This is a genomic window from Sphingomonas yabuuchiae, assembly GCF_014199595.1.
Classification (GTDB): Bacteria; Pseudomonadota; Alphaproteobacteria; order Sphingomonadales; family Sphingomonadaceae; genus Sphingomonas; species Sphingomonas yabuuchiae.
This window is the reverse complement of the sequence record NZ_JACHNX010000005.1, coordinates 36,282-63,229: the sequence shown is the minus strand read 5'-3', so window position 1 is coordinate 63,229 and position 26,948 is coordinate 36,282. Positions and strand designations below refer to the sequence as shown.

General features: G+C 65.7%; 22 protein-coding genes. 10 read left to right on the top strand and 12 right to left on the bottom strand.

Annotated features, from left to right (window positions below; translation table 11 throughout):
- The first annotated feature begins 251 nt into the window (after nt 1-251).
- From GGQ89_RS08145 to GGQ89_RS08135, 3 genes are read left to right on the top strand one after another with little or no spacing between them, the layout of a single operon-like run.
- Nucleotides 252-1,436: an efflux RND transporter periplasmic adaptor subunit gene (locus GGQ89_RS08145; protein ID WP_184105399.1), complete on the top strand. Its 1,185-nt coding sequence runs from the start codon at nt 252-254 to the stop codon at nt 1,434-1,436.
- Nucleotides 1,437-1,443: 7 nt separating this feature from the next.
- Nucleotides 1,444-4,671 (top strand): multidrug efflux RND transporter permease subunit, encoded by a 3,228-nt coding sequence (locus GGQ89_RS08140; protein WP_184105398.1) that lies wholly within the window; start codon nt 1,444-1,446, stop codon nt 4,669-4,671.
- On the top strand, nt 4,671-6,272 hold the full coding sequence (locus tag GGQ89_RS08135; protein ID WP_184105397.1) for an efflux transporter outer membrane subunit: 1,602 nt from the start codon (nt 4,671-4,673) through the stop codon (nt 6,270-6,272). The genes GGQ89_RS08140 and GGQ89_RS08135 overlap by 1 nt, the downstream gene beginning before the upstream one ends.
- Nucleotides 6,273-6,327: 55 nt before the next feature.
- On the opposite strand, the gene GGQ89_RS08130 is transcribed toward GGQ89_RS08135, so the two are convergent.
- The 6 genes from GGQ89_RS08130 to GGQ89_RS08105 form a co-directional block, all read right to left on the bottom strand.
- The gene (locus GGQ89_RS08130; protein WP_056434363.1) at nt 6,328-6,696 is read right to left on the bottom strand and encodes a phasin family protein; all 369 of its coding nucleotides are present in this window, start codon (nt 6,694-6,696) and stop codon (nt 6,328-6,330) included.
- Nucleotides 6,697-6,806: 110 nt separating this feature from the next.
- On the bottom strand, nt 6,807-7,265 hold the full coding sequence (locus tag GGQ89_RS08125) for a hypothetical protein (RefSeq protein WP_184105396.1): 459 nt from the start codon (nt 7,263-7,265) through the stop codon (nt 6,807-6,809).
- Nucleotides 7,262-7,720, bottom strand: a complete 459-nt coding sequence (locus GGQ89_RS08120) for a hypothetical protein (RefSeq protein WP_076717089.1) — start codon at nt 7,718-7,720, stop codon at nt 7,262-7,264. Before GGQ89_RS08120 ends, GGQ89_RS08125 begins: the two co-directional genes overlap by 4 nt.
- A 52-nt stretch (nt 7,721-7,772) precedes the next feature.
- A complete protein-coding gene (locus GGQ89_RS08115) occupies nt 7,773-8,120 on the bottom strand; it encodes a hypothetical protein (RefSeq protein ID WP_056434369.1) in 348 nt (115 codons plus the stop codon).
- Between the two features lie 52 nt (nt 8,121-8,172).
- Nucleotides 8,173-8,733 (bottom strand): helix-turn-helix domain-containing protein, encoded by a 561-nt coding sequence (locus tag GGQ89_RS08110; RefSeq protein WP_184105395.1) that lies wholly within the window; start codon nt 8,731-8,733, stop codon nt 8,173-8,175.
- Nucleotides 8,734-8,885: 152 nt separating this feature from the next.
- The gene (locus tag GGQ89_RS08105; protein ID WP_056434373.1) at nt 8,886-9,086 is read right to left on the bottom strand and encodes a hypothetical protein; all 201 of its coding nucleotides are present in this window, start codon (nt 9,084-9,086) and stop codon (nt 8,886-8,888) included.
- A gap of 392 nt (nt 9,087-9,478) precedes the next feature.
- Between GGQ89_RS08105 and acnA the strand changes: the two genes are divergently transcribed.
- Nucleotides 9,479-12,166 (top strand): aconitate hydratase AcnA, encoded by a 2,688-nt coding sequence (gene acnA, locus GGQ89_RS08100; RefSeq protein WP_184105394.1) that lies wholly within the window; start codon nt 9,479-9,481, stop codon nt 12,164-12,166.
- Between the two features lie 251 nt (nt 12,167-12,417).
- Here acnA and GGQ89_RS08095 read toward each other — a convergent pair whose 3' ends face one another.
- Together GGQ89_RS08095 and GGQ89_RS08090 are read right to left on the bottom strand one after the other, a co-directional pair.
- Complete coding sequence (locus GGQ89_RS08095; protein ID WP_184105393.1) at nt 12,418-13,098, bottom strand: hypothetical protein; 681 nt, start codon at nt 13,096-13,098, stop codon at nt 12,418-12,420.
- 4 nt (nt 13,099-13,102) lie between these two features.
- Complete coding sequence (locus GGQ89_RS08090; protein WP_184105392.1) at nt 13,103-14,305, bottom strand: TIGR04063 family PEP-CTERM/XrtA system glycosyltransferase; 1,203 nt, start codon at nt 14,303-14,305, stop codon at nt 13,103-13,105.
- Nucleotides 14,306-14,402: 97 nt separating this feature from the next.
- Between GGQ89_RS08090 and GGQ89_RS08085 the strand changes: the two genes are divergently transcribed.
- From GGQ89_RS08085 to GGQ89_RS08075, 3 genes are all read left to right on the top strand, one after another.
- Entirely contained in the window at nt 14,403-14,564 is a 162-nt protein-coding gene (locus tag GGQ89_RS08085; protein WP_184105391.1) for a hypothetical protein, read from the top strand.
- On the top strand, nt 14,557-15,924 hold the full coding sequence (locus GGQ89_RS08080; RefSeq protein ID WP_184105390.1) for a putative O-glycosylation ligase, exosortase A system-associated: 1,368 nt from the start codon (nt 14,557-14,559) through the stop codon (nt 15,922-15,924). Before GGQ89_RS08085 ends, GGQ89_RS08080 begins: the two co-directional genes overlap by 8 nt.
- Before the next feature lie 252 nt (nt 15,925-16,176).
- A complete protein-coding gene (locus GGQ89_RS08075) occupies nt 16,177-16,980 on the top strand; it encodes a VCBS domain-containing protein (RefSeq protein WP_184105389.1) in 804 nt (267 codons plus the stop codon).
- Between the two features lie 276 nt (nt 16,981-17,256).
- On the opposite strand, the gene GGQ89_RS08070 is transcribed toward GGQ89_RS08075, so the two are convergent.
- On the bottom strand, nt 17,257-18,153 hold the full coding sequence (locus tag GGQ89_RS08070) for a right-handed parallel beta-helix repeat-containing protein (RefSeq protein ID WP_244955767.1): 897 nt from the start codon (nt 18,151-18,153) through the stop codon (nt 17,257-17,259).
- 265 nt (nt 18,154-18,418) lie between these two features.
- Nucleotides 18,419-18,991, bottom strand: a complete 573-nt coding sequence (locus tag GGQ89_RS08065; RefSeq protein WP_206362804.1) for a type 1 glutamine amidotransferase domain-containing protein — start codon at nt 18,989-18,991, stop codon at nt 18,419-18,421.
- 122 nt (nt 18,992-19,113) lie between these two features.
- Here GGQ89_RS08065 and GGQ89_RS08060 point away from each other — a divergent pair, with 122 nt between their 5' ends.
- Both GGQ89_RS08060 and GGQ89_RS08055 read left to right on the top strand, forming a co-directional pair.
- Nucleotides 19,114-20,115: a DNA topoisomerase IB gene (locus tag GGQ89_RS08060; RefSeq protein WP_184105388.1), complete on the top strand. Its 1,002-nt coding sequence runs from the start codon at nt 19,114-19,116 to the stop codon at nt 20,113-20,115.
- 27 nt (nt 20,116-20,142) lie between these two features.
- Nucleotides 20,143-21,306 carry a mechanosensitive ion channel family protein gene (locus tag GGQ89_RS08055; protein WP_184105387.1) on the top strand — a complete coding sequence of 388 codons (1,164 nt, stop codon included), beginning with the start codon at nt 20,143-20,145 and terminating at the stop codon, nt 21,304-21,306.
- Between the two features lie 109 nt (nt 21,307-21,415).
- Here GGQ89_RS08055 and GGQ89_RS08050 read toward each other — a convergent pair whose 3' ends face one another.
- Nucleotides 21,416-24,382, bottom strand: a complete 2,967-nt coding sequence (locus GGQ89_RS08050; protein ID WP_240456627.1) for an L-glutamate gamma-semialdehyde dehydrogenase — start codon at nt 24,380-24,382, stop codon at nt 21,416-21,418.
- Nucleotides 24,383-24,924: 542 nt separating this feature from the next.
- On the opposite strand from GGQ89_RS08050, the gene GGQ89_RS08045 reads away from it, so the two are divergent.
- Entirely contained in the window at nt 24,925-25,404 is a 480-nt protein-coding gene (locus GGQ89_RS08045) for a pyridoxamine 5'-phosphate oxidase family protein (protein ID WP_076717103.1), read from the top strand.
- A 193-nt stretch (nt 25,405-25,597) separates the two neighbouring features.
- Here the strand turns inward: GGQ89_RS08045 and GGQ89_RS08040 are convergent, their stop codons facing one another.
- The gene (locus GGQ89_RS08040) at nt 25,598-26,815 is read right to left on the bottom strand and encodes a polyhydroxyalkanoate depolymerase (RefSeq protein ID WP_184105386.1); all 1,218 of its coding nucleotides are present in this window, start codon (nt 26,813-26,815) and stop codon (nt 25,598-25,600) included.
- Between the last annotated feature and the right edge of the window lie 133 nt (nt 26,816-26,948).

Below are 26,948 nucleotides of genomic sequence, written 5' to 3'. Positions count from 1 at the left end.
GCTTCGGAAACCCAAAGGCTCCCGCCGCCCGCGCTTTTGCCGCACCGCGACAAATTGCGACAATTAAGACGGACGGTTTAGGCCATGATCACTTGCCTTTTCGAACCCCGTTCGTGCAATTTGACACAGGTCAGCAACGTTCCGCCGTCTCGCGCATTAAGGCGCGGGCCGGCTCCGCGGCACAATTCAGGCAGGTGAACGAATTGAACTTTGCAGGTTTTCGCGGTCGCCCGGCGCTTGCCGGGACGGCCATGGCTCTCGCGCTGGTCAGTTTGTCGGCCTGTGGCGGCGGAGACAAGGGCAAGGCAAAGGGCGGAGCCGGCGGACAGCAGCAGACCCCGACCGTCGGTTACGTGACCGTCCAGCCGACCGACGCGCCGATCGTGACCGAACTCGCCGCGCGTACCACCGCCTTTGAAAGCTCGGACGTGCGGCCCCAGGTGACCGGCGTGATCCGCCGCCGCTTCTTCACCGAAGGCACGCTGGTGAAGCGCGGCCAGCCGCTCTACGAAATCGATCCCCGCCTGTATCGCGCCTCGGTCAACCAGGCCGCCGCCAATCTGCAAAGCGCGCAGGCCAATGCCGAGGCGACGCGGACGCTCGCCGAACGCTATCGCCCGCTGGCGCAGATCGAAGCGATCTCGAAGCAGGACTATACAAACGCCCAGGCCAGCGCCCGCCAGGCCGCCGCGCAGGTGGCGCAGACCCGTGCCGCGCTGGAGACGGCGCGCGTGAACCTGCAATTCACCACCGTCCCCGCCCCCATTACGGGACGCATCGGCCGATCGCTGTTCACCGTCGGCGCACTGGTCAGCGCGGGCCAGACCGATCCGCTGGCACAGATCCAGCGGCTCGACCCGATCTTCGTCGATATCCAGCAGTCGGCGACCGACCTGTTGTCGCTGCGCCGCAGCCTGTCGGCACGCGATGGCCTGATCCCCGCCAGTGCCAATGTGACGCTGCGGCTGGAGGACGGCACCGATTACGGCCAGACCGGCCGGGTGGAGTTCGCCGAAGCCGTCGTCGACCAGCAGACCGGCACCGTGACGCTGCGCGCGCGCTTCCCGAATCCGCAAGGCTTGCTGCTGCCCGGCATGTTCGTCCGTGCCCGCTTTGCCCAGGCGATCGACACCAGCGCCTTCCTGGTCCCGCAACAGGCGATCGCGCGTGATCCGAAGGGCAATGCGACGCTGTTCGTCGTCGGCCCGAATGACAAGGTGCAGCAGAAGACGGTCAAGGCCGAGCGGACGCAAGGGGCCTATTGGGTGGTCACCGACGGCCTGAAGCCCGGTGACAAGATCGTGACCCAGGGCCTGAATAATCTGCGCCCCAACCAGAGCGTGCGCGCGGTGCCCGCCAACAGCCCGCAAAAGGTCCAGCCCCCCTCGCCCGAACAGTTGAAGAAGATGCAGGCCGCCAAGGGCAAGGCGGGCTGACCGGACCATGCTCAGCCGCGTATTTATCGATCGTCCCATCTTCGCCTGGGTCCTTGCCATCATCGTCATGCTGGCGGGCGTCGGCGCGATCATGGGCCTGCCCATCGCGCAATATCCCGACGTCGCGCCGCCCCAGGTGTCGATCCGCGCCACCTTCCCCGGTGCCTCCGCCCAGACGCTGCAGAACTCGGTCACCCAGGTCATCGAACAGCAGCTGACCGGCATCGACGGGCTGCTCTATTTCCAGTCATCCTCGTCCAGCCGTGGCTCGGTGACGATCACCGCCACCTTCGCCAAGGGCACCGACCCCGACATCGCGCAGGTGCAGGTTCAGAATCAGGTCCAGCAATCGGTCGCGCGACTGCCGCAGCAGGTGCAGCAACAGGGTTTGGTCGTCCGCAAGTCGAACCCCGACTTCCTGTTGATCGCGGGCGTCTATGACGAGACGAACCGGATGACGAACCAGGACGTCGCCGATTACCTCGTCTCCAATCTCCAGGACCCGCTGGGCCGCATCCAGGGCGTCGGCGACACCAACGTGTTCGGTTCGCAATATGCGATGCGTATCTGGCTGAACCCGCAAAAGCTGGCCTCTTACCAGCTGATGCCCTCGGACGTGACGACCGCGATCCAGAACCAGAATACCGAGGTCGCGGCGGGCGAAGTCGGCGGTACGCCCTCGGCAACGACCCAGATGCTGAACGCCACCGTGACCTCGCAGTCGCGGCTCCAGACGCCCGAGCAGTTCCGCGAGATCATCGTCAAGACGCTGAACAACGGCGCGACCGTCAAGCTGTCTGACGTGGCCCGTATCGAGCTGGGCGCCGAAAGCTATGCCGCGGTCAGCCGGATCAACCAGCATCCGGGTGCCGGTATCGCCGTCCTGATGGCACCGGGCGCCGACGCGCTGAAGACCGCCGAGCTGGTCAAGGCCGAGATCACCCGCGTCGCCAAGGGCTTTCCGCAAGGGTTGAAGATCGCCTACGCCAACGACACGACCGCCTTCATCAAGCTGTCGATCGACGAGGTGGTCAAGACGCTGATCGAGGCGATCATCCTGGTCGTGATCGTCATGTTCGTCTTCCTGCAAAGCTGGCGCGCGACGCTGATCCCGACCATCGCGGTGCCGGTCGTGCTGCTGGGCACCTTCGCCATCTTCTATCTGGCCGGATTCTCGATCAACACGCTGACCCTGTTCGGGCTGGTGCTCGCGATCGGCCTGCTGGTCGACGATGCGATCGTGGTCGTGGAGAATGTCGAGCGCCTGCTCGAGGAAAATCCCGACATGACCCCGCGCGAGGCGACGATCGAGTCGATGAACGAGATCACCGTCGCGCTCGTCGCCATCGCGCTCGTCCTGTCGGCGGTGTTCCTGCCGATGGCGTTCTTCGGCGGGTCGACCGGCGTCATCTATCGCCAGTTCTCGATCACCATCGTCTCGGCGATGATCCTGTCGGTCGCGGTCGCGATCATCCTGTCCCCCGCCCTCACCGCCAGCCTGCTCAAGCAAAAGGCCAAGGAGCATGAGGACGGCGCGTGGCTGGAGCGAAAGGCGCCCCGCGTGGCGCATGTCCTCCAGCGGGCGAAGGACGGGTTCAACACCCGCTTCGATTGGATGGTCGGCAAATATGTCTCGGGCGTGCGCACCGTCGTCGACCGCAAATGGCTGTTCCTGCTGATCTATGCGGGCGTCGTCGCGCTGCTGGCGGTGCTGTTCCTGCGCCTGCCGACCGGCTTCCTGCCGACCGAGGACCAGGGATCGGCCATCGTCCAGTTCCGCCTGCCCGCCGGTGCGACCCAGGGCCGCACCATGGAGGTGCAGCGGCAGGTCGAGCATTATTTCGCCCAGCATGAGGGCAAGAACGTCAAGGTCCTGTTCTCGGTCGCGGGTGGCGGCGGAGGCGGCACCAGCGGTCAGAATACCGGCCAGGGCTTCATCAACTTCGTCGACTGGGCCGACCGCAAGGGCAAGGAGAACAGCGCCGACGCCATTACCGGCCGCGCCTCCGCCGCATTCCGCGGGCTTCGCGACGCGCAGGTATTCGCCCTCGTTCCCCCCGCTATTCGCGGCCTCGGCCAGTCGGACGGCTTCACCATGGAGCTGCAGAATATCTCCGGCATGCCGCTGGAGAAGTTCGAGGCGGTGCGCGACCAGCTGCTCGCCAAGGCCAATGCCGACCCGATGCTGGCTTCGGTCCGCCTGACCGAGCTTCCCGACATCGCCACGTTGCGCGTCGATCTGGACCAGCAGAAGCTGTCCACACTGGGCCTGACGCAGCAGCAGGTGAACTCGACCCTGTCGACCGCCTGGGGCGGGCAATATGTGAACGACTTCATCGATCGTGGCCGCGTGAAGCGCGTCTTCGTCCAGGGCGACGCGCCCTATCGCTCCGAGCCGGAAGACCTGAAGCAGTGGTTCGTGCGCGGATCGAGCGGCCAGATGGCGCCCTTCTCGTCCTTCTCGACGATCAACTGGGGCGTGGCGCCGACCACCCTGTCGCGATTCAACGGCATCCCGTCCTATGAATTCCAGGGCTCGGCCGCACCCGGCTATAGCTCGGGCGACGCGATGAAGCGGATGACCGAGCTGGCGGCGGAAATCCCCGGCACGTCGATCGCCTGGGCGGGCCTGTCCTATCAGGAACGGCTGTCGGGTGGACAGGCGCCGATCCTGTACGGGCTGTCGATCCTGGTCGTCTTCCTGTGCCTGGCCGCGCTCTATGAAAGCTGGTCGATCCCGTTCGCGGTGTTGCTGGTCATTCCGCTGGGCCTGATCGGCGCGGTGGCCTTCGTGACCCTGCGCGGGCTGACCAACGACGTCTATCTCCAGATCGGTCTGCTGACGACCATGGGGCTGGCGGCGAAGAACGCGATCCTGATGATCGAGTTTGCCGAGCAGGCGGAGAAACAGGGCAAGCGCGTCATCGACGCCGCGCTGGAAGCCGCCAAGATCCGTCTGCGGCCGATCCTGATGACCAGCTTCGCCTTCATCTTCGGCGTGCTGCCGCTCGCCATCTCGACCGGCGCGGGCGCGAACAGCCGGATCGCCATCGGCACCGCCGTGATCGGGGGCATGCTGACCGCGACGGTGCTGGCGATCTTCTACATCCCGTTGTTCTTCGTGCTGGTCCGCCGGTCGGTCCGCAACGGTCTGGCCCGGTTGCGGGGCAAGCCGATGAGCGAGCATGGCGCGGGGCATCGTCCCGCCCCCGAAGGCGGAGCGGAGAAGGCCTGATGCGTATCCTGTCCCCCCTGCCTGCCCTGCTGCTCGCCGCCACCGCGCTGTCGGGCTGCTCGCTGGCCCCGAAATATGAGCGGCCCGCGACGCCGGTGCCGCCTTCCTGGCCGGTCGGCGATGCCTATCTCCGCCAGTCGGAAGCAGCTTTGCCCACGGTGCGCTACAGCGACATCTTCCGTGACGCGCGGTTGCAGCAGTTGATCGCCCAGGCGCTGGCCAATAATCGCGACCTGCGCGTGGCGGCGGCGAACATCGCCTCGACCCGTGCGCAATACCGCATCCAGCGCGGCAGCCTGTTCCCCGCCGTCAGCGCGACGGGCCGATACAGCTATACGGATCGCGGGTCGGGCGGCGCGGGATCGAGCGCGGTCGGCGGCGGCAGCACGGGTGGCGGTACCGGCAACACCGGAGGAACGGGCACCGGGACCGGCAACGGCACCGTCGATGGCGGCACGGGGACCGGCGTCGGCAATGGCGGCGTCGATACGGGCGGGACCGGCGGCATCGTCACCGGCGCGAATGGCAGCGGTAGTGCCTGGTCGGTGAATCTGGGCGTCAACGCCTTCGAACTCGATCTGTTCGGACGCATCCGCTCGCTGACCGGCGCCGCGCTCGACCGTTATTTCGCGACCGAGGCGGCGGCACGCGCGACCCGGCTGACGCTGGTCGGAGACATTGCCGATGCCTGGCTGAATTACGGCGCGGACCAGAGCCTGCTCGCCATCGCACAGCAGACCGCCGCCAGCGCCGAGCGCAGCGTCACCCTGACCCGTGCCCGGCTTCAGGGCGGCATCTCGCCACGCACCGACCTGCGCCAGGCCGAACAGGTGCTGGCGACCGCCCAGGCGGACCTTGCGCTCCAGAAGACCGCCGTGGCGCAGGACGTCAACGCGCTGCAACTGCTGGTCGGCGCACCGATCGACACCGCGCTCCTGCCCCGCTCGATCGAAGAAGCCGCGCCGACCGTCGCGACGCTGCCCGCCGGACTGGACTCGGGCATCCTGCTGCGCCGTCCGGACGTGGTGCAGGCCGAATATCTGCTGCGCGCCACCAATGGCCAGATCGGCGCGGCGCGGGCGGCCCTGTTCCCGCGTATCTCACTGACCGGGCTGGTCGGTTTTGCCAGCACCGCCCTGACCTCGCTCTTCTCGGGCGGCAGCTTCAACTATTCGGTCGCGCCTTCGGTCAGCTACCCGATCTTCCAGGCGGGCGCGGGCGTGGCGAACGTCCAATATTCGCAGGCCCAGCGCGATGCCGCGCTCGCGACCTATGAAAAGGCGATCCAGACCGCTTTTCAGGAAACCGCCGATGCGCTGGCGCGGCAGGGGACGATCGACGATCAGCTGGGCGCCAATCGTCGCTTCCTGAACGCCGCGAGCGACACCTATCGCCTGACCGAAGCAAGCTATCGCGGCGGGGTGACGCCGTTCCTGAATACGCTGGATGCACAGCGCTCGCTCTATTCGGCGCAGCGGACGGTGATCGCGACGCAGCTGACCGCGGCAAGCAACCGGGTGACGCTGTACCGGGTGCTCGGCGGGGACTCGCCGCTGGAGGCCACCGCCAATGGACCGGTGGCGCTCAGCCCCGGCAATTAAGTTACACAGCGACCCCCACCCTTCCCACTTGCCCGGAAGGGTGAGGGTTTTGCGTTCAGTCCTGCTTCGGCCCGCGCGCCGCGCCGACCGCGTCGCGACCGAACTGGACGATCATCTCGCCAATCTCACGCGCCTGCGACATGGAGCGGTTGCCCTGCTCGCGGAGGAACTCGGTCTGGATGCGCATCACATCGCCAAGATCCTTGGCCGACGCCGCCGAGCGCATCGCGGCGAAGGCCTCGCGCGTGTTCGTCTCGGCCTGTTCGAGCATCTTGAGCGTGACCTGCGAGCCGCCCTCGGCCATCTTCTGACCTGTCGCCTGCATCGCCTCGCCCGCGCCCTTCATCCGGTCGGTGAAGGCGCCCGCGCCCATATCGCCACCGATCGCACCCGCGCCGCCGCCCGTTCCGATATCCTCGGCCATGTCCGTCTTCTCCTGTGGTTATGCCCGTGTCGGTTGAACCCGCGGAGGGTTCAGGAGTTGCACGGCGTTTCCGCCGTGACATGAAAGTTCACAATCGGCCCGACCGCGGCTCAAAGGCGCGTGAAATAGCTGTTCAGGATCGCGACCATCTTCTCGGTCGCGTGCAGATGGCCGTCGTCGTGCCGCTCGACCCACCCGCGCGCCAACAGCAGCTTGATCCAGCGTTCGCCGACCTGACCGCTCGGCGACAGCCCCGCCATTTTCAGCAGCGCGGCGTCATTCTCCTGCCCTTCGGCGTGAAAGACGGCGAGCGCGATCTCCCATGCCGGATCGCCGAACATATCGGCATCGCCCCCGGCGATCACGCGGACATCGTGACGGTGCTTCAGGATCATCGCGGCGCATTCGCGCGGCGTCGGCACGCGCGGCGGGCGCGGCACCGGAACGCCGCTCGCCTCGCCGGAAATGGCCTGGATGCGCGCCTGCACATCCGCCATCACGGCGGTGAAGCGCCCGAAGCTCGCCCGGTCCTCGGCGGGCCAGTGCAGCAGTCGCAAATCACTATTCATCGGATACCACGCCAAGGCAGCGACCAGTCGGGGTCCGTGCCATATCGCGCCAGCCTGATCCGGTGCCGCAGCACCCCGGCCGCCAGCAGCACAAGCATGGGATAGGCCAGCTTGCCGCCCGCCTGGGCATACATCCACGGCATCAGCGCGGTGTCGAACCCCTTGACCCCATGAATCCCGACCGCCAGCAGATGCAGCGCGGCCAGCCAGAGCGGCCAGAATCGATTGGCGAGCAACGCAACCGCCATCAACCCGCCCATCAGCGCCACGTCGATGACGAGTTCCAGCGTCTCGACGCTGCGGAAACTGGTGGAGGGATCGAAGGGCAGCACGATGGTCGCCACCGAGGCGCAAAGCAGGATGACCGCCGTCGCCCGCTCCGGCCAGCCGCCCAGCGTCAGCGCATAGAGGCAGACCAGCGCCTGAAGGATGTTGAAGACATAGATGTGCGTCACGGCGTGCCCCGCTGGCCAGGATGGGAGAAGGACACGCCGCGTCGCGCCGGGATCAGGCGGCCGCGCGCAACGGCAGGGCCTCGACGATGCCGGTCGTCTGGGGCGGCTTGGGACGGTTGTCGCCATATTCGTCCGCATCGAAACCGATGGTCTGGCCGACCTTTTCTAGAATCCGGTGGCTCTGAACCGCATGGCCCCGGGCCTGGCCGATAGCCATCATCGCCTGGCCCAGCATTTCGAAGGCGTGCTGGCCGACCACCGCCGACAGCCGCGCCTCGGCGCGCGCACGGGGCAGCGCCATCGCCAGTTCGCCCGCCGTGGCGAACGCCGTGTCGAGTTCGTTTTCCAGCTTCCACAGGAGCTGGGTCACCTGAAGAGCCGCTTCATGTTCCGTCGTCATCGCCTGTGCCCCCTGATCTGGTCCATGCGCCCCTGGGCGACATGGAGGATGGTCATCCGGCAAGATGCGTCAAACGTCCGATCACCCGGGTCATCACGTCGAGTCCCGTCGCCAGCATGCCGAAGCCGATGGCGAGTGCGACGGCGATCGTGGGAACCCAGAGCAGCCTTTCGGCCATGCTCATGTCGTTGCGTGTCTGCCCTTGCCGCCGGACGGGAAGGGACAAGCGGGGCGATGCGTGGACATGGCCGTCCTGCACCGCCCCACCGACCGTACTCCCATCCGGTGCCATCGGAAGTGGCATGGTCGGCGGTTCGGGAACTAGCCCCGTAAAATCGGGTATGATTTTATGCGGGGTAGCTTCTTCTTGTTCTTCAATAGCTTGGTCATTCGACTGGGCGTCTGCCTGGGCCTCATATTCGTCCAGCGCCATCGCTGCCTCGCGCCGATTGCACGCGCCGAGCAGCCGCACCGCCTCGGCCAGATAGCTGTCGACGGTCGACTTTCCCAAGCCGAGTTCGGTGGCGATTTCCTTCGAGCCCTTGAGCGCCTTGACCCCGCGAAGACATTCGCGGTGGCGGCGGGTGAGCAGGGCGAAGCGTTCGGGCGTCATCTCATTTTCCGGTCGCGCCGGATAATCGGTCCAGCCATGACGCTGCCCTAGCCGGACGGACGGGGGCTCGCCAAGCGGTTCCGTCTCCGATGCGGGGGAGATGAACCATTAATAATCAAGGTTAATCGCTCTTGGCGCTTATTCCGGGCCCGTCAGTCCTTCCGATGCGGCACGTGAATCGCCTCGATCGAATCGAGGGCCTGGAGCAGGTCGTCAAAGGCCGTGTCCTCCTCGACCGGAAAAGACCGTCGAAATCCCGACCCCAGCACGTCCAGATCGCGCTGGGTCAGCAGGCCGACGGCGACGATCGGATCGGGGCGGCGGACATCCTTGCGCGGCGGGTTCCCGGTCATTTCCACCACCGCCGGCACTGAACGGCGAACGCATGCCCATCGGCCGATCCCGTGCGTCCCGCAGGACCATATAAGGTGATCGACCGATCATTCTTCAGGGCACGCATTGTCCGAACTCCATCCATGACCATCTGAACCCGCTATCGACCATGGCTGTTCCACGCATTTTCACGCTTGCGACCAGCCGTCCGCTGCGGACCGTGCCGGGCCAGGACGCGGTTCGCTACGGGCCGAAGTTGCGAATGGCTTTCACTGCGCTGCACCCTTCCCTGTCGGGCAACCCCTTGCTAAGGCCGCTGGCGTCAACCGGAGATTTCCCCGGCGCGCCTGCTCGCGGCTGCATGCTGCCGTGTCCCACTGGGCGTGCCCGGCTCGACCATGAAGGGACGCCCATGACTGCGATAGGCCAGGACAGCCTGAACACCCGCTCGACCCTCGACGTCGACGGCAAGAGCTATGATTATTACAGCCTCGCCAAGGCTTCCGAGCAGCTCGGCGACATCAGCCGCCTGCCCTTCTCGATGAAGGTGCTGCTGGAGAATCTGCTGCGCTTCGAAGACGGCAAGACCGTCACGCGCGAGGATATCCAGGCGATCGTCGACTGGCAGAAGACCCAGCGTTCGGACCGCGAGATCCAGTATCGCCCGGCCCGCGTGCTGATGCAGGACTTCACCGGCGTGCCTTGCGTGGTCGACCTCGCCGCGATGCGCGACGCGATCACCAAGCTGGGCGGCGACGCGGCCAAGATCAATCCGCAGGTTCCCGTCCACCTCGTCATCGACCACTCGGTCATGGTCGACGAGTTCGGCACGCCGCAGGCCTTCGAGGATAATGTCGACCTCGAATATCAGCGCAACATGGAGCGCTATGAGTTCCTGAAGTGGGGCTCCAAGGCGCTCGACAATTTCTCGGTGGTTCCGCCGGGCACCGGCATCTGCCACCAGGTGAACCTGGAATATATCGGCCAGGCCATCTGGTCGTCGACCGAGAGCGGCGAGCATGCCAAGGGCGGCGCGACGATCGCCTATCCGGACACGCTGGTCGGCACCGACAGCCACACCACGATGATCAACGGCCTGGGCGTGCTCGGCTGGGGCGTCGGCGGGATCGAGGCGGAGGCCGCGATGCTCGGCCAGCCCGTGTCGATGCTGATCCCGGAAGTCGTCGGCTTCAAGCTGACCGGCAAGCTCCAGGAAGGCATCACCGCCACCGACCTGGTGCTGACCATCACCCAGATGCTGCGCGCCAAGGGCGTGGTCGGCCGCTTCGTCGAGTTCTACGGCCCCGGCCTGTCGTCGATGACGCTCGCCGACCGTGCGACGATCGCCAACATGGCGCCCGAGTACGGCGCGACCTGCGGCTTCTTCCCGATCGACGACAAGACGCTCGACTATATGCGCCTGACCGCGCGTTCGGACGACAATGTCGCCCTGGTCGAGGCCTATGCCAAGGCGAACGGCTTCTGGCGTCACGACGATGCCGCCGACCCCGTCTTCACCGACACGCTGGAACTCGACATGTCGACGGTCGTGCCGTCGCTGGCGGGTCCGAAGCGTCCGCAGGACAAGGTCGTCCTCACCGAAGTCGACGACGTGTTCAACGCCGACCTCGCCAAGGTGTACAAGAAGGACGCCCCCGCGCGCGTCTCGGTCGATGACCGTGGCCATGACATTGGCGACGGCGACGTCGTGATCGCCGCCATCACTAGCTGCACCAACACCTCGAACCCGTCGGTGCTGGTCGCCGCCGGTCTGGTCGCCCGCAAGGCGAACGCGCTGGGCCTGAAGCCCAAGCCCTGGGTCAAGACCTCGCTCGCCCCCGGTTCGCAGGTCGTCACCGATTACCTCGACAAGGCGGGGCTGACCGCCGATCTCGACGCGATCGGCTTCAACCTGGTCGGCTATGGCTGCACCACCTGCATCGGCAATTCGGGTCCGCTCGCCGAGCCGATCTCGAAGGCGATCAACGGCAACGACATCGTCGCGGCCTCGGTCCTGTCGGGCAACCGCAACTTCGAAGGCCGCGTGTCGCCCGACGTGCGCGCCAACTTCCTCGCCTCGCCGCCGCTCGTCGTCGCCTATGCGCTGAAGGGCACGGTCACGCAGGACATGCGTGAGACGCCGATCGGCCAGGGCAAGGACGGCCAGGACGTCTACCTCAAGGACATCTGGCCCTCGAATGACGAGGTCCGCAGCCTGATGGATGCGAACATCGACGACGAGATGTTCCGCTCGCGCTACGGCAACGTCTATGCGGGCGACGCCAAGTGGTCGGCGATCGAAGTGACCGGCTCGGACACCTATGCCTGGCCGACCGGCTCGACCTATGTCGCCAACCCGCCCTATTTCGAGGGCATGGAGATGACGCCGAAGCCCGTCACCGACATCATCGAGGCCAAGCCGCTCGCCATCCTGGGCGACTCGATCACCACCGACCACATCAGCCCGGCCGGTTCGATCAAGGCCGACAGCCCCGCAGGCACCTTCCTGCAGGAGCATCAGGTCGCCAAGAAGGACTTCAACTCGTACGGCGCGCGTCGCGGCAACCATGACGTGATGATGCGCGGCACCTTCGCCAACATCCGCATCAAGAACGAGATGGTGCCCGGCGTCGAAGGCGGCATGACCCAGTATGACGGTGAAGTGATGCCGATCTATGACGCCGCCATGCGTCACAAGGCCGACGGCACGCCGCTCGTCATCATCGCGGGCAAGGAATATGGCACGGGTTCGTCGCGCGACTGGGCGGCGAAGGGCACCAATCTGCTCGGCGTGCGGGCGGTCATCACCGAAAGCTTCGAGCGTATCCACCGTTCGAACCTGGTCGGCATGGGCGTGTTGCCGCTTCAGTTCGCCGAGGGCGTGACCCGCGAGACGCTGAAGCTGGACGGCTCCGAGAGCTTCACCATCCAGAACGTCGCTGGCCTGCGCCCGCGTCAGGATGTCGAAGTGATCCTGGCCCGCAAGGACGGCACGACCGAGACCTTCCTGACCAAGTGCCGCATCGATACCGTCAACGAGCTGGAATATTTCCTGAACGGCGGCATCCTGCAGTACGTGCTGCGCAACCTGGCGGCGTAAGTTGCCCATGGGGGCGGGCCGAAAGGTCCGCCTTCGCGGTTACGAAAAAAGGCCCGTCCGGAGCGATCCGGGCGGGCCTTTTTGTTTGGGTGGCGGTGGATCATGCCCCTCCACCACCCGGCTGCGCCGGGCGGTCCCCCTCCCCGTGCTTCGCACAGGGAGGAATAAGGATGCACCAAATCCTCCCCAAGCTGTGTTTGGGGAGGGGGGCCGCCGCGAAGCGGTGGTGGAGGGGCGCCCCCCCCTTCCCGTCAAATCCTGCGCTGCTGCGCCTTACGAAGGGCCGTCTCTCGCTCCAGCCGGTCGAGCATCGTCTCGATCGATTCATCCTGTCGATCGGGTAGCGGCAGGGCGGCACCCCGTTCCTCCGGCGCCGGCTCGCGCATCGGCGGGATCGGCATGGGTTCGGCCGGAGCCGGGCGCATGGGCTCGCGCGGCGTCGACAGGATCGCCTCCGGGTCATAGGCCGAAAGCGGCTGGTCCAGATCGGCGGGCAGCGTCCGCTCGACAATGTCCTCCTCGAGCGGCGGCGGCGGGGCGCCCAGTTCGGCGGCGTTCAACGGGCGGCGCGGCGGTGCGTCCGGGTGGCGGTCGGAGCGGCGTACGGCGGGCACATAATCCTCGTCATCGTCGTCGCGCACCGGCTTGGCACGGCGCGCGAGCAGACCACCGGGTCCCCAGAGCAGATAAACGACCGCCCAGGTCACGGCCCCCGCCCCCAGCCCCGCGACCAGCGCGAGCAGCACCCGCGCCTTCATGCCCAGCGGCGGTCGGGCGGCGGCCAGGATATCGCCGAGGCTCAGGCTCGAGACCAGCGACTCGAGCCGCCAGTCGGGCACGATCATGACGAGCAGGATCGCGAACAGTCCGACGGCCCCGCCGATCCAGGCAGGTCCAAAGCGTCGTTGAGGGGGCATGGCGGTGAAGGTCATGATCTTACGTCTTCGCCCCGTCTAACAATCGTTGGTAAACAGGTTCGTAACGCCGGATATTCGACGCCCAATTGCGTTCCCTTTCTACGAACGCCCGGCCCGCCGCGCGCCGCGCGTCCCAGCCGCCGCGATCGGCCAGCAGGGCGGCCAGCGCATCGGCAATCGCCGCCGGATCGTCGGGCGCGAACAACGTACCCGTCCGCCCATCCTCGATCAGCTCGCGATGCCCCCCGACATCGGATGCGGCGACCAGCTTGCCCTGCGCCATGGCCTCCAACGGTTTCAGCGGCGTGACGAGATCGGTCAGCCGCATCTTCTTGCGCGGATAGGCCAGGATATCGACCATGCTGTAATATCGTTCCACCTGCTGGTGCGGCACCCGCCCGACGAAGCGGATCGCCGCCGCCACGGGCGAACGGTCCGCCTGCGCCCGCAGCGCCGCTTCCATCGGGCCGCCGCCGACCAGCAACAGCCGCGCCTTGGGTCGTGCGGCCACCAGTCGCGGCATGGCGGCGATCAGGTCGTCCAGCCCTTCATAATCATAGAAGCTGCCGATGAAGCCGATCACCTCGGCATCGGCCAGTCCCAGTTCCTCGGCCAGCGCTTCATCGCGGGCGAGCGGCTGGCCGAACAGCCCCAGATCGACGCCATTGGGCGAAACGATGATCTTGTCCTGCGGCAGCCCCCGCGCGATCAGGTCGCCGCGCAAGCCTTCGCAGATCACCGCAATCGCATCGGCGCGCCGACAGGCCCAGCTTTCCAGCGCGCGCGTCACGCGGTAGCGGGCGCTTCCGGCCGTACCGGTGCCGTTGCCGACCGCGGCATCCTCCCAAAAGGCGCGAATCTCATAGACCAGCGGCAATCGCCGCCGCCGCGCGATAGCGAGCCCGGCCAGCGCGTCGAGCACGGGCGAATGGGCGTGAAGAATGTCGGGCCGGAAGGCCGTCACCGCCCGGTCGATCGCCCGGACATGCGCGGCCAGCCCGGCAGCCTCGCCGACCAGCCCAGCGCGCATCGCAACCGGCGTGCGATAGAAGGTCAGGCCGTCGAGCGTCTCGACGGCGGCATCCCCTGCCCCCTGCCGAACACCCGTCACCGCCGCGACGTCATGCCCCGCCCCCTCCTGCGCCTTCAGGATGGCACGGGTGCGAAAGGTATAGCCACTTTGCAGCGGCAGCCCATGGTCTAGGATATGCAGGATACGCATCAGCTTACGACCTGTCATGCCAGCCCTTAACGCCGCGTCAACCGCCGGTTTATAAGCAGGTCCCGGAAGCGGCGTTAAGGGTTTGAGGAAACGGGCGATGATCGACAGCTTTGCCCTTCTCCTGACCCATGGCCTGATGCTGATCGCGGCATGGAGGCTGGTCGGACGGCGCGACCTGGACCAGGAAGGCGATACCGGCCCCGCCGCGAGCAGACATGGCAGGAAGCCCATGGCCAAGCGGCGTCTCGACGATGCGTGACCTGTTCCTGATCGGATTTCTGTTCAGCCTCTTTGCGCTGGGGCTGCGGCGGCCGTTCCTGATGGTGCTGGCCTATATCTATATCGACATCGTCTCGCCGCAGCGGCTGACCTATTATCTGCTCAACACCGTGCCCATCTCGTTGATGGCGGTGATCGCGGCGGTGGGCGGCTGGGCTATGTTCGACGACAAGCGCGACAGCCGGTTCACCGTGCGGCAGGGCGCGATCCTGCTGCTGCTGGCCTATTGCGCCCTCACCACCTTTTTCGGCGCCGACTTCCCCACCGAGGCGAAGGAGAAATGGGACTGGGTGTGGAAGGCGCTGGCCTTTGCCGTCTTCCTGCCGCTGACCCTGCGCACCCGGCTCAGGATCGAGGCGTTGCTGCTGTTCATGATGCTGTCGGTCGCGTCGATCGTGATCGTTGGGGGCATCAAGACGCTGTTCTCCGGCGGCGGCTATGGCGAGCTGAACCTGATGGTCAGCAACAATGCCGGGCTGTACGAAGGCAGCATCATCTCGACCGCAGCGATCGCGGTCATTCCGATCATCCTGTGGTTCATGCGATACGGCACGGTCTATCCGCCCGACCTACGGGTGCGGGCGTTCGGGATCGGGCTGATCTTCGCCTGCCTGCTGATCCCGGTCGGCACCTCGGCGCGGACGGGGCTGCTGTGTATCGGGCTACTCGCCATCCTGATGCTGCGCGATGTAAAGCGGCGGCTGCTCTATATCGGCATGCTGGCGGTGGCGGGCATGGCGGTCGTGCCGCTGCTCCCCTCTTCCTATACCGAGCGGATGAACACGATCCGCAGCTATCAGGGGGACGAGTCCGCCTCGACCCGGCTGGCGGTGTGGAAATGGACCCTGGGCTATGCCGCCTCCAATCCGTTCGGCGGTGGGTTCGACGCCTATCTCCAGAACAGCTTCCGCTACGACCTGACCGTCGTCGAGGGTTCCGCGCATGACAGCAAGGTCCAGCGAAAGGTCACGACCGACCGCGCCCGCGCCTATCACTCCAGCTATTTCGAGATGCTGGGCGAACAGGGCTGGCCGGGGCTGTTCCTGTGGCTGGGCATCAACATCGCGGGGCTGTTGCGGATGGAGGCGCTGCGGCGGCGTTATCGCAGCACCGACGACCCGCTGCACTGGGGCGGCCAACTGGCCGGCGCGCTCCAGCATGGGCATATGATCTATCTGCTCGGCGCGGCCTTTGTCGGGATCGCGTACAACCCCTTCCTCTATCAACTGATCGCCGCGCAGATCGGGCTGGATACCTATCTCACCCGCAAGTCCCGCGAGGCGCGGGTGAAGCAGGTGCCCGGTCGTTTCATTCCTGGCCGACCTTCAGCGGCAGCATAATCCGATTTCCCCCGAGAAGAGCGACAAACGAAGCCAGATCCCCCCCTTAGGTTCGCCGACCACCGGACCGGGAATGCATCCATATCCGACATGATTGATGTGGACATGCCTTCATGTCCGCCCTGCCCTTGGGGCAACTTTCCGTTTTTCGGATCAATCCATGGCGTCGAAGTCGGACTCTATCCCCCTTGCCGATTGACCGGCCCAGAAATGACCGTATCGTCATGATGGTTAACAGGGGAGGTAAACTTGGTGCACGACAATCTGTACGGCTATGGCTTGTTCGCAAAGGATGATTATTACAGGTTTTCGTCGACCGATGTCATGTCAGGCAACATCCTGAATAATGATCGCGAAGGTGATAATGGCGAAAAAGCGCTCCGCTTCTTCGGCGGCAGCCGCGTCAGCCTGACCGATTCCGGGACAACTGAAGTAGCGGGGAAATATGGCACATTCCGAATCAAGGCGGATGGCAGCTTTACTTATGCGCTGAATGAAAGCGTCAAGACCGCCACAGCCGGCGGCACGGTCCTGACCGAGAATATTCCCTACAAGATCAGCGACAAGATGGGAAAGACCGACTTCGCCTATCTCACCATGGACATTAATGTCGGCAAGACGAGCCAGGTCCGCGAAACCGTCTACACCTTCGACAAGAACCCGACGCTCGACATCCTGTCGTTCGGCACCACATATGACGGTGATCAGATGATGTTTGGCAGCGAAAACGGCAACGGGCATTGGCAAGCCGACCCATGGGGCCTCGGATTCTTCTCGAGCACGGGCGCCGACTTCGTGCTGACCGACATGACGGTCGCAACCGGAAATTCCTCGCCCGTCACGGCCGTTGTCGTATTTCAGGGATATCGCGACGGCAGACTGGTGGGCACCAAGACGGTCAATCTCGATGCGACCACCATCTCGGACCAACAGCATGTCTCGCTTGCGGAAATGGGCAAGATCGACCGCGTCTCCTATTATATTCCGAATGTCGTGGCGGGCGAATTCGACGGCCTTCCGACCCTATTGTTCGACGATATTTACCTGTTGATCTGACCCTGTCGGGCCTGTGGCGACGTGTCTGCGACAGGCCCGCATGGAGACCGGGCGGATCGATGGTCCTCATCGCTTACCCTTCCTTGGGACGGGCGCGCGGGGAAAGGCGTATTCGAGTATCGATCCGCCCTGGATTGCGATGACCTGAGATGGACCCACCCCTCCCCTTCAGGGGTGGGGCGTATCCGCAAGCGCGGCGTTCGTGGCGAGGCCCCACCCCAACCCCTCCCCTTCAGGGGAGGGGCTCACGTTGGCTCGATGTGATGTCGATCCGGTCTAGAACCGCCGAGCGGTCGGCGTGATGCCGGCGCCCAGGATATTGCCCCGGATTACCAGCGGCTCGCCCGACCAGTTGCCGACGAAGACCGGCTTGAAATCGACGCCGGGGGCCAGGCGGGCGCGGTTGTTTTCGATCACCAAGCCCGACGAGTCGTTCTTGGCCCCCTCCGGCGCGACGGTGATCAGCGTCGAGTGATTGTCCTTGTCGCGGCCGAAGACGAACTCGTTCCCCGCGATCCGCCCCTTCGCGCCGTTGGATAGGTCGATCATATAATTGGTCGAGTGGCCCTTGCTGTCGTCGAAGCTGCTGTCGAGCACCTCGACATAAGGCGCCCGGCTCTTGACGTAATGGCCTCCCTGCCCATGCTCGAAGCGGCAGGCGGTGACGCGTAGGGACTTGTAGCGGCCCATATAGATGCCGTGCGCGCCGTTGCCGGTCGGGTCGTTGCCCAGGCCGGAAAAGGTCGAGTGGTCGACGGTGACGGTGCCATTGGGGTCCTCGGCCGACAGGATGCCCGACTGGCTGTCAAGGAACATCGCGTTGCTGACGGACAGCGGCCCCTTTTCGATGCGGATGCCCGCGCCATTGCCATCGCCGACCTCGATATGGCTGAAGACGATGCCTTGGACCGAAGCCCCCCGCCCACGCAGGACCAGCGCCGCCTTCCCCTCGCAGGCGATGCGGGTGAAGATGACCTTGCCCGGCTCGGTCGCGACATAGCTGATCCGCCCCGCCCCCTGGATCGCGCATTCGCGGTAGGTGCCCGGCGCGATGCGGATCGTGCCCTCGCCATCGCCGATCGCCGTGACAGCCGCTTGCAGCGTGGCGAAGCCGCGCCCGCCGACCATGAAGGGCTGCGCGCTTCCTTGTGCGAGCGCGACCGCCGACGTCATACCGAGGATTAGGAGCGGAACCAGACGCATGGGGTCATCCTGAAAAAGCGAAAGGGCGTCGCATCCTGCCACGCATGGGAACAGGATGCGACGCCCGTGATCGTCCCGCGAAGGGAACACGATCCCATTCCTCCCTGAGCTTGCTCGGGGAGGGGGACCGCGCCCGCAGGGCGTGGTGGAGGGGCATGGCCGGTCCGTCTTGCCCCTCCACCATCGCTAACGCGATGGTCCCCCTCCCCAAGCATAGCTTGGGGAGGATTGGGATTTACGCCTCTTCGGTTTCGTCCTCGTCGGCCAGTTCTTCCTCCAGCGCGGTCAGGATCGCCTGGTTGAAGGCGGGGATGTCGTCGGGCTTGCGGCTGGTGATCAGGTTGCCGTCGACCACGACCTCATCGTCCACCACGTCCGCACCCGCATTGGACAGGTCGGTGCGGATCGAGGGGTAGCTGGTCAGGCGGCGACCGTCGATCACATCCGCCTCGGCAAGCAGCCAGGGGCCATGGCAGATAGCGGCGACGATCTTGTCGTCTTCCATGAACTCGGTGACGATCTCGACCGCGCGCTCGTTGAGACGCAGCTTGTCGGGGTTGCAGGTGCCGCCCGGGATGACCAGCGCATCGTAATCGTCGGTATCGACCTCATCGACGGTCAGGTCCGGCGTCGCGGTCTCGGCCTTGTTGATATCGCCTTCCATGCCCTGGATCGGGTCGGACTTGAGCGAGGCGAGCGTCACCTTCGCGCCCGCTTCCTCCAGCGCCTGGCGGGGCTTGAACAGCTCGACGGTCTCAAAACCGTCGGCGGCGAGCATCAGGACGCGTGCCTGGGAAAGATCGGCCATGATGGAAAACTCCTGTCGGGGAAATGGCTTGGGGGAGCCAGCACCAGAACCCGCGACCGCATCGGCCGTTCCGGAACGAAGCGACCGGCGGCGCATTTGCAGAGATGACCCGAGAGAGAGCGATGGCCACCCGTCTAGTCTATTGCGATGACAGCAAACCCGGCATCACCCGGACCAAGGTTCGCGGCAAATGGGCCTATTGGACCGCCAAGGGCGAGCGGATCACGGACGCGGACGAGATCGACCGGCTGAACCGCATCGGCCAGCCCCCCGCTTATAAGGACGCCTGGTTCTGCCCGCGCGCCAACGGCCATATCCAGGCGGTCGGCTGGGACGAGAAAGGGCGCAAGCAATATCGCTATCACGCCGATTTCCGCGAAGCGCAGGAAGCGGCCAAATATGAACGCTGCGCCGCGTTCGGCCATGCGCTTCCCACCCTACGCAAACGGGTCGAGGCGGACCTGAAGAAGCGCGGCCTGTGCAAGGAGCGCGCGGTTGCCGCCGTCGTGCGGCTGCTCGACAACGGTCATATCCGCGTCGGCAACGAAGCCTATGCCGCGACCAACAAGAGTTTCGGCGCGACGACTCTGCGCAAGCGGCACGGCCAAGTGAAGGGCACGACCCTGCGGCTGCGCTATCGGGGCAAGTCGGGCAAGATGCGCGACATGACGCTGACCGACCGGTCGCTCGCCAGCTTCGTGAAGCGATGCCAGGATCTGGACGAGCAGCATCTCTTCGCCTGGGTCGATGACGAGGGCGAGGCCAATCCGGTCACGTCCTCCGACGTCAACACCGATATCCGCGAAGCCACGGGCTGCGACTTCACCGCCAAGCATTTCCGCACCTGGGCGGCCAGCGTCGCCGCATTCGAGGCGCTGGCGCTGGCCGAAGCGGACCTCAGCCTGAAGGCGATGCTGGAGCCGGTCGTCGAAAAGCTGGGCAACACGCCCGCCATCGCGCGCAAATCCTATGTTCACCCCTCGCTGATCGCGCTCGTCAAAGAGGGCCAGGCTGCGTTTCGCAAGACCCTGCGCCTGCCGCGCGCGCGTGCCGGGCTGTCCCGCATCGAGTGCGGGCTGATCGCATTTCTGGAGGCCGGAACCCCGGCCAGCAAGGCGGCCTGACCGCCCCCGATTTTTCAAGGAGTCCCCATGGCGAAATCCTCGCCCAAGGCGCCGATCTTCGACGGCTCCCGCATCCCCGATCAGGTCGGCAGCATCATCGATGCCACTTCCTGGTGGGTGCAGCATTATTGGCTGAAGGTCCTGATCGCGATCGGTTTCGGCGCGATCATCGTGCTGGCGCTGCTCTGGGTCCGCAAGCTCGGTGACCGCCTGTGCAGCCGTCCCGGTTTCGCGGGCGGATGGGGCGTGATTCTAGGCCATGCCATCGCACGGACCAACATGTTCTTCATCGTCACGCTCGCCGCGCAACTCGTCGCGGGCTATGCGGGCGCGCCGGGTGAAGTCGCCCGGACGATCAACTTCCTGTTCACCATCGCCAGCGTGTTCCAGGCCGCGATCTGGGCGCGCGAACTGATCCTCGGCACGATCGAGCATCGCACCCAGTCCGAACATTATTCGGGCGAGGCGCTGCTGTCGGCCATGGGGCTGATCCGGTTGCTGGTAACGGCGGTGCTGTTCGCCATCGCACTGGTGGTGGTGCTCGACAATCTGGGCGTCAACGTCACCGGCCTGGTGGCGGGTCTGGGCGTCGGCGGCATCGCCATCGGTCTGGCCGCGCAGGGAATTTTCGGCGACCTCTTCGCCGCCCTCGCCATCATCTTCGACCGGCCGTTCCGGCGCGGCGACAAGATCGCCTATGACAATACGAGCGGCGTGATCGAGGCGATCGGCCTGAAATCCACCCGTATCCGCGCCTTTACCGGCGAGCTGCGCATCATCTCGAACCGCCAGCTGCTCGACAAGGAAATCCAGAACCAGACGGTACGCCAGCATGTCCGCCTGTCGTTCATGATCGGCGTTGCGTACGAAACCCCGCCCGAAACCCTGGCGCGCATTCCCGCCCTGTTGACCGAGATCGTCGAGGGCGAAGGCGGCAAGGTGGCACGGGCCGGTTTCGAGAGCTTCGGCGCGTCGAGCCTGGACTTCGCATTGCAGTTCGACGTGCCCGGCGACGACTGGGCCACCGCACACGACCTGCGCAACCGGGTGCTGGTGACGCTGATGAAGCGGTTCGCGGCAGAGGGGATCGTGATCCCCTACCCGACCCAGACGACCTATACCGCCGCGCCGGACGGGACGCTGGTGATGCCCTATCCCCAGGTCCAGCCGGTCGAGGTGCACCGGGCTTGAACGAACACCCTCACCCTTCCCACCCGCTAAAGCGGGCGGGCTCCCTCCCTCTCCCATGGGGAGAGGGAGGGAGGCGCGAAGCGCCGGAAGGGTGAGGGTGTGGCGGCACTCAGATTCCGCCTTCGTCCAGCGACAATAGCGTCGCGTTGCCGCCTGCCGAGGTCGTGTCGACCGACACCGCCCGCTCCGCGCAGAAGCGGTACAGGTAATGTGGCCCGCCCGCCTTCGGCCCGGTGCCCGACAGGCCCTCGCCGCCGAAAGGCTGGCTGCCGACCACCGCGCCGATCATCGAGCGGTTGATGTACAGGTTGCCGACCGCCGCTTCCGCCTCGATCACCTCACCAGCGCGGGCGATGCGGCTGTGCAGGCCCATGGTCAGGCCGTAACCCTTGGCGTTCACCTTTGCGATCGTCTCGGACAGCGTGCCCGCTTCCCAGGTCGCGACGTGCAAAATCGGGCCGAACCATTCCTTGGTCAGGTCCTCGACCCGGTCGAGCCGGATCAGCGTCGGCGGGACGAACAGGCCATCTGCAGGCGCGTCGAGCGTCTTGATCGTCTGCGTCACCATCGACGCGCGGTACGCCATCAGCTTGTCATAGGCGGCCTGGTCGATGACCGGACCGACATCGGTCGCCGGATTGCCGGTCGCGCCGAGCACCAGCGTCTCCATCGCGCCCTTCAGCATTTCGATGACATTGTCGGCGACATCCGCCTGCACCAGCAACAGCCGCAGCGCCGAGCAACGCTGCCCCGCCGAGCGGAAGGACGAGGTGATGACGTCCGCCACCACCTGTTCGGGCAGCGCGGTCGAGTCGACGATCATCGCGTTGATGCCGCCGGTCTCGGCGATCAACGGCACGATCGGGCGATCGTCGTCCGCCACCAGCGTCCGCGCGATCCGCTTGGCGGTGGCGGTCGAGCCGGTGAAGGCGACGCCCGCGATGCGATGATCCTCGGTCAGCGTCTGGCCCACATCCGGCCCACCGACCGCCAGCAGCAGCGCGTCGCGCGGCACGCCCGCACGGTAGGCCAGTTCGACGGCGGCCTGTGCGATGGCGGGCGTCTGCGGCGCGGGCTTGGCGACGACGGTGTTGCCGGTGACGAGCGCCGCGACCGTCTGGCCGAGGAAGATCGCCAGCGGGAAGTTCCACGGCGCGACCGTCGCCCAGACCCCGCGTCCTTCCAGGTGCAGCGTGTTGCGCTCGCCCGTCGGCCCGGGCAGCTCGACCGAACCGAGCCGCGCGCGGGCTTGTTGGGCATAATAGCGGCAGAAGTCGGCGGCTTCGCGAACCTCGCCGATCGCGTCGGGGATGGTCTTGAACGCCTCCTGCACCAGGATAGCCATCAGCCGCTCGCGATCCTGCTCCAGCAGATCGGCCAGCTTCTCCAGCACGGTCGCGCGGGTATCGAGCGGCGTCGCGTTCCAGGCCGGGAAAGCCGCATGAGCGCGCGCGACCAGCGATGCGACATCGGCAGTGGCAGCGACCGGCTGCACGGCGGGGGCATTGACCGCCTTCACCGTGGCGTCCAGCGTCGCGATGTCGCTCAGGTCGATGCCGGTCGAGTTGCGATGGCCCGGTGCGAACAGGTCGATGGGCAGCGGGATGCTCGGGTGACGCGCGCCGCCGACGGCCGCGATCTTGGCGACCGGATCGGCGAGGATCTCCGCCTCGGTCAGCCGCGCATCGGCCAGCTGATGCACGAAGCTGGAATTCGCGCCATTCTCCAGCAAGCGGCGGACCAGATAGGCCAGCAGGTCGCGATGCCCGCCGACCGGCGCATAGATGCGGCACTTGTGACCATGTTCGCGCACCAGCCGCTCATACAGGCCATCGCCCATGCCGTGCAGCCGCTGGAACTCGAAGTCATGGCTATTGCCCGCCCATTCCAGGATGGTCGCGACGGTCAGCGCATTGTGGCTGGCAAAGGCCGGGCGGATATTCTCGGCCGCCAGCATGTCCTTGGCGACCGCCAGATAGGAGACGTCAGTCGCCGCCTTGCGGGTGAAGAGCGGATAGTCGGCCAGCCCCTCGACCTGGGTGCGCTTGATCTCGCTGTCCCAATAGGCGCCCTTGACCAGCCGGACGTTCATGATCCGGTCGAGGCCATTGGCCCAGCCGATGACCGCGCGCGCCCGCTTGCCATAAGCCTGCACCGCCATGCCGAACCCGTCCCAGCCCTTCAGCGCCGGGAGCGCCGCGACGCCGCCGATGATGTCCAGGCTCATCTCCAGCCGCTCGGACTCTTCGGCATCGACAGTGAGGGCAATGCCCTTGTCCGCCGCCTGCCGCGCCAGCTGCGCCAGCATGTCGGTGAGCGCGGGCACGCACTCATAGGCGCGCGGCAGTTCGTAGCGCGGGTGGAGCGCCGACAGCTTGACCGAGATCGAATGGCCCGCCGCCGGGTCCGACCCCACCGCGTCGATCGCCTTCACATAGGCGTGGAAATAACGCTCGGCATCCTCATGCGTCCGCGCCGCCTCGCCCAGCATGTCGAAGCTGGCGGTGAAGCCCTTGTTCTCGGGCTTCTTCATGCGCCGCATCGCTTCCTCGATGGTGCGGCCCATCACGAAGATCTCGCCCATCATCCGCATCGCGGCGCCGACCGCCTGGCGCACGAACGGCTCGCCCGCGCGCGACAGCAGGCGCTTCAGCGGCCCCGCCTCGCCCTCGCCGACCAGCGCGCGGCCGACGACCAGGCCCCAGGTGGCGGAGTTGACCAGCTTCGACGCCGACCGCCCGGTATGCGCGCGCCAGTCCGCCTCGCCCAGCTTGTCGGCGATCAACAGGTCGGCGGTCTCGGGATCGGGTACGCGCAGGAACGCCTCGGCGAGACTCAGCAGCGCGACGCCCTCGGACGAGTTGAGGCGATATTCCTGGAGGAACTGGTTTACCCAGCCGCGATTCTGCGCGGCACGCAGGTCGGCGAGCAGGCCCGAGGCATGGCCCATGATCCGCTCGCGCATCTCCGGCGTCGCGGCGGCGCGGTCGAGCAGCGGCTTCAGGACATCGGGTTCGGGCGCACGATACAGCGATTTCATGGTCTTGCGCGCATCGGCGGTAACGGCAGAGGTCATAGGTCTTCGTCCGGTCGGGCGGCCCGGCGTGCGGCTGAGCGCTTGGCGGGTCGCATGGCTATGCTGTGATGGACCCGCGCTTAGCGGGAAATATGGGGATTGGGTATCGTTTGATACGAGATGAAGCGCGCTTCGCGATTGCCATCAGAATTGAAATTTTGACGTCGTTGGCGTATATGAATCGCAGGCGAGGACATCCGCCTTTCTGTAGAGCCCCGGCTGTTGCAGCGGCCGGGGCTCAAATGCCTTTGGGGCCCAGGTTGCAGCCCGAGCCCCGCCGGGCACCTTACCTGTTGCGAACGTCGATAATCTTCACGACCAAGGTCGCGAAGGCGATAACGACGCCCAGGATCAGGCACAGATCGGCTACGGACATCCGTGGTCCTTTCTGTGGGTGACGGCGGAATTGCCGTCGAGCGATCACTAACTCGAACGGCCATACAAGATCATGTCAAATCGGCGTTCGATTACGTGAGATCTTATTCGCAACCATCCCCGCCTCCGCGTCGTTCTCCCGCCAAACCCCTGAAAGGAGAGCCATGATGGCCGACGACAGCCCCCAGGAAATCGCCGCCAAGTTCCTCGACAAGCTGAAGAGCAGCCCGTTCGTCATGATCGGCCTGAACGACGGCCAGCATTCCGAACCGATGACCGCGCAGATCGATGACGATCAGCCGAACACGCTATTCTTCTTCGCCGGTCGCGACAACCGCATCGCGGGCGGTGGCGAGGCTATGGCGCAGTTCGTCGGCAAGGGTCACGACTTCTTCGCCTGCCTGGCGGGCCGTGTGTCGAAGGACAATGATCCGGCCCAGATCGACAAGCTGTGGAGCAATCAGGTCGAGGCCTGGTTCCCGGAAGGCAAGTCGGACCCCAACCTGACGCTGCTGCGCTTCGACATCAGCTCGGCCGAGCTGTGGGAAACCGACATCTCTCTGTCGGGCCGGGTGAAGATGCTGTTCGGCGGCACGATCCACTCGGACGAGTCGTCCAGCCATGCGGTGGTCGGCTCGGTCGCGTAATCCGCGATTGCTGGAAGGCGAAACGCCCGGAGGCCATGGCTTCCGGGCGTTTTTCTATTTCCCCTATCCCCCGCCCCGTTCCGCCTGAGCGAAGTCGACGGCCAAGGGAAACGGCTCGCCACACGCTTCTGGCCGAATGCACCCCGTGGCCTTCGACTTCGCTCAGGCTGAACGGAGTGCGGGAGCAGCCTCCTCACCCGTTCGCCTTGATCCACTCCTCGACCACCGGCGCGATGCGGTTGCGCCACTTCGAGCCGTTGAAGATGCCGTAATGGCCGACCTTCTCGGCCATGTAATAGCGCTTCTTCTCCTCCGGCAGATTGGTCGCCAGCGTCAGTGCGGCACGTGTCTGGCCCAGCCCGGAGATATCGTCCCGCTCGCCCTCGATCGCCAATATGCCGATATCGGTGATCGCGCCCGGATCGACGCGCTTGCCATGGTGCAGCATCTCGCCCTTGGGCAGCGCGTGACGCTGGAACACCAGCTCGACGGTCTGGAGATAGAATTCCGCCGTCATGTCGCAGACTGCGCGATATTCGTCATAGAATCGCTTGGTGGAGTCGGCGCTTTCGCCGTCGCCCTGGACCAGATGCTTGAACATCTCCCAATGCGAAATCATGTGGTTGCCCAAGTTCATCGACATGAACCCGGCAAGCTGCAGAAAGCCCGGATAGACCCGCCGCCCGGCCCCCGGATAGGTCATGGGCACGGTGGCGATCGCATTCTGCTCGAACCAGGCGTGCGGGCGATCGGTCGCCAGCAGATTGACCGCCGTCGGCGCCTCGCGCGTGTCGACCGGCCCGCCCATTAGCGTCAGGGTGCGCGGGGTGCAGGGATGCTTGTCCGCGCTCATCACCGCCGCAGCGACATAGGACGGCACCGAGGGCTGGCACACCGCCAGCGCATGCCCCCCCGGCCCGATCTCGGTCAGGAAGTCGATGATGTAATCGACATAATCGTCGAAATCGAACCGCCCGTCGGACAGCGGCACCAGCTTCGCATCGCGCCAGTCCGTAATGTACACCTCGCAGGTCGGCAGCATCCGCTGCACCGTGCCGCGCAGCAGCGTCGCATAATGGCCCGACATCGGCGCGACGATCAGCAGCTTGGGGCTGTCCTCCACGCCTTCACGGCGGAAGCGCTTCAGCTGGCCGAAGGGCTTGCGCAGCACGATCTCTTCGTGGACGACCACCTCGCGCCCGTCGATCTCGGTCTTGGTCAGGCCGAAAGCGGGCTTGCCGCGCGGGGCGGCGGCATGGGCGAACACCTCCAGCGCGGATCCCATGATCGCGCCGCCGCCCAGATAGGCGAAGGGATTGGCAGGATTCTGGAGCAGCCCCGCACCGAAATTGGCCAGCGCGCTTGCGCCCGCCAGCATCGAGCGCTGCATTTCATAGGCGTCGTACAACATCGTCGATTCCCCTGCGCTCCGCCGGACGGAGCCGTGATTGGCATTTGTCTATCACGAAACCGTTTGCGCATGATGACCAGAATATGGCCGATCGGTCATAGTGCCGAACCGATGACAGGTTCATGATCTCCAT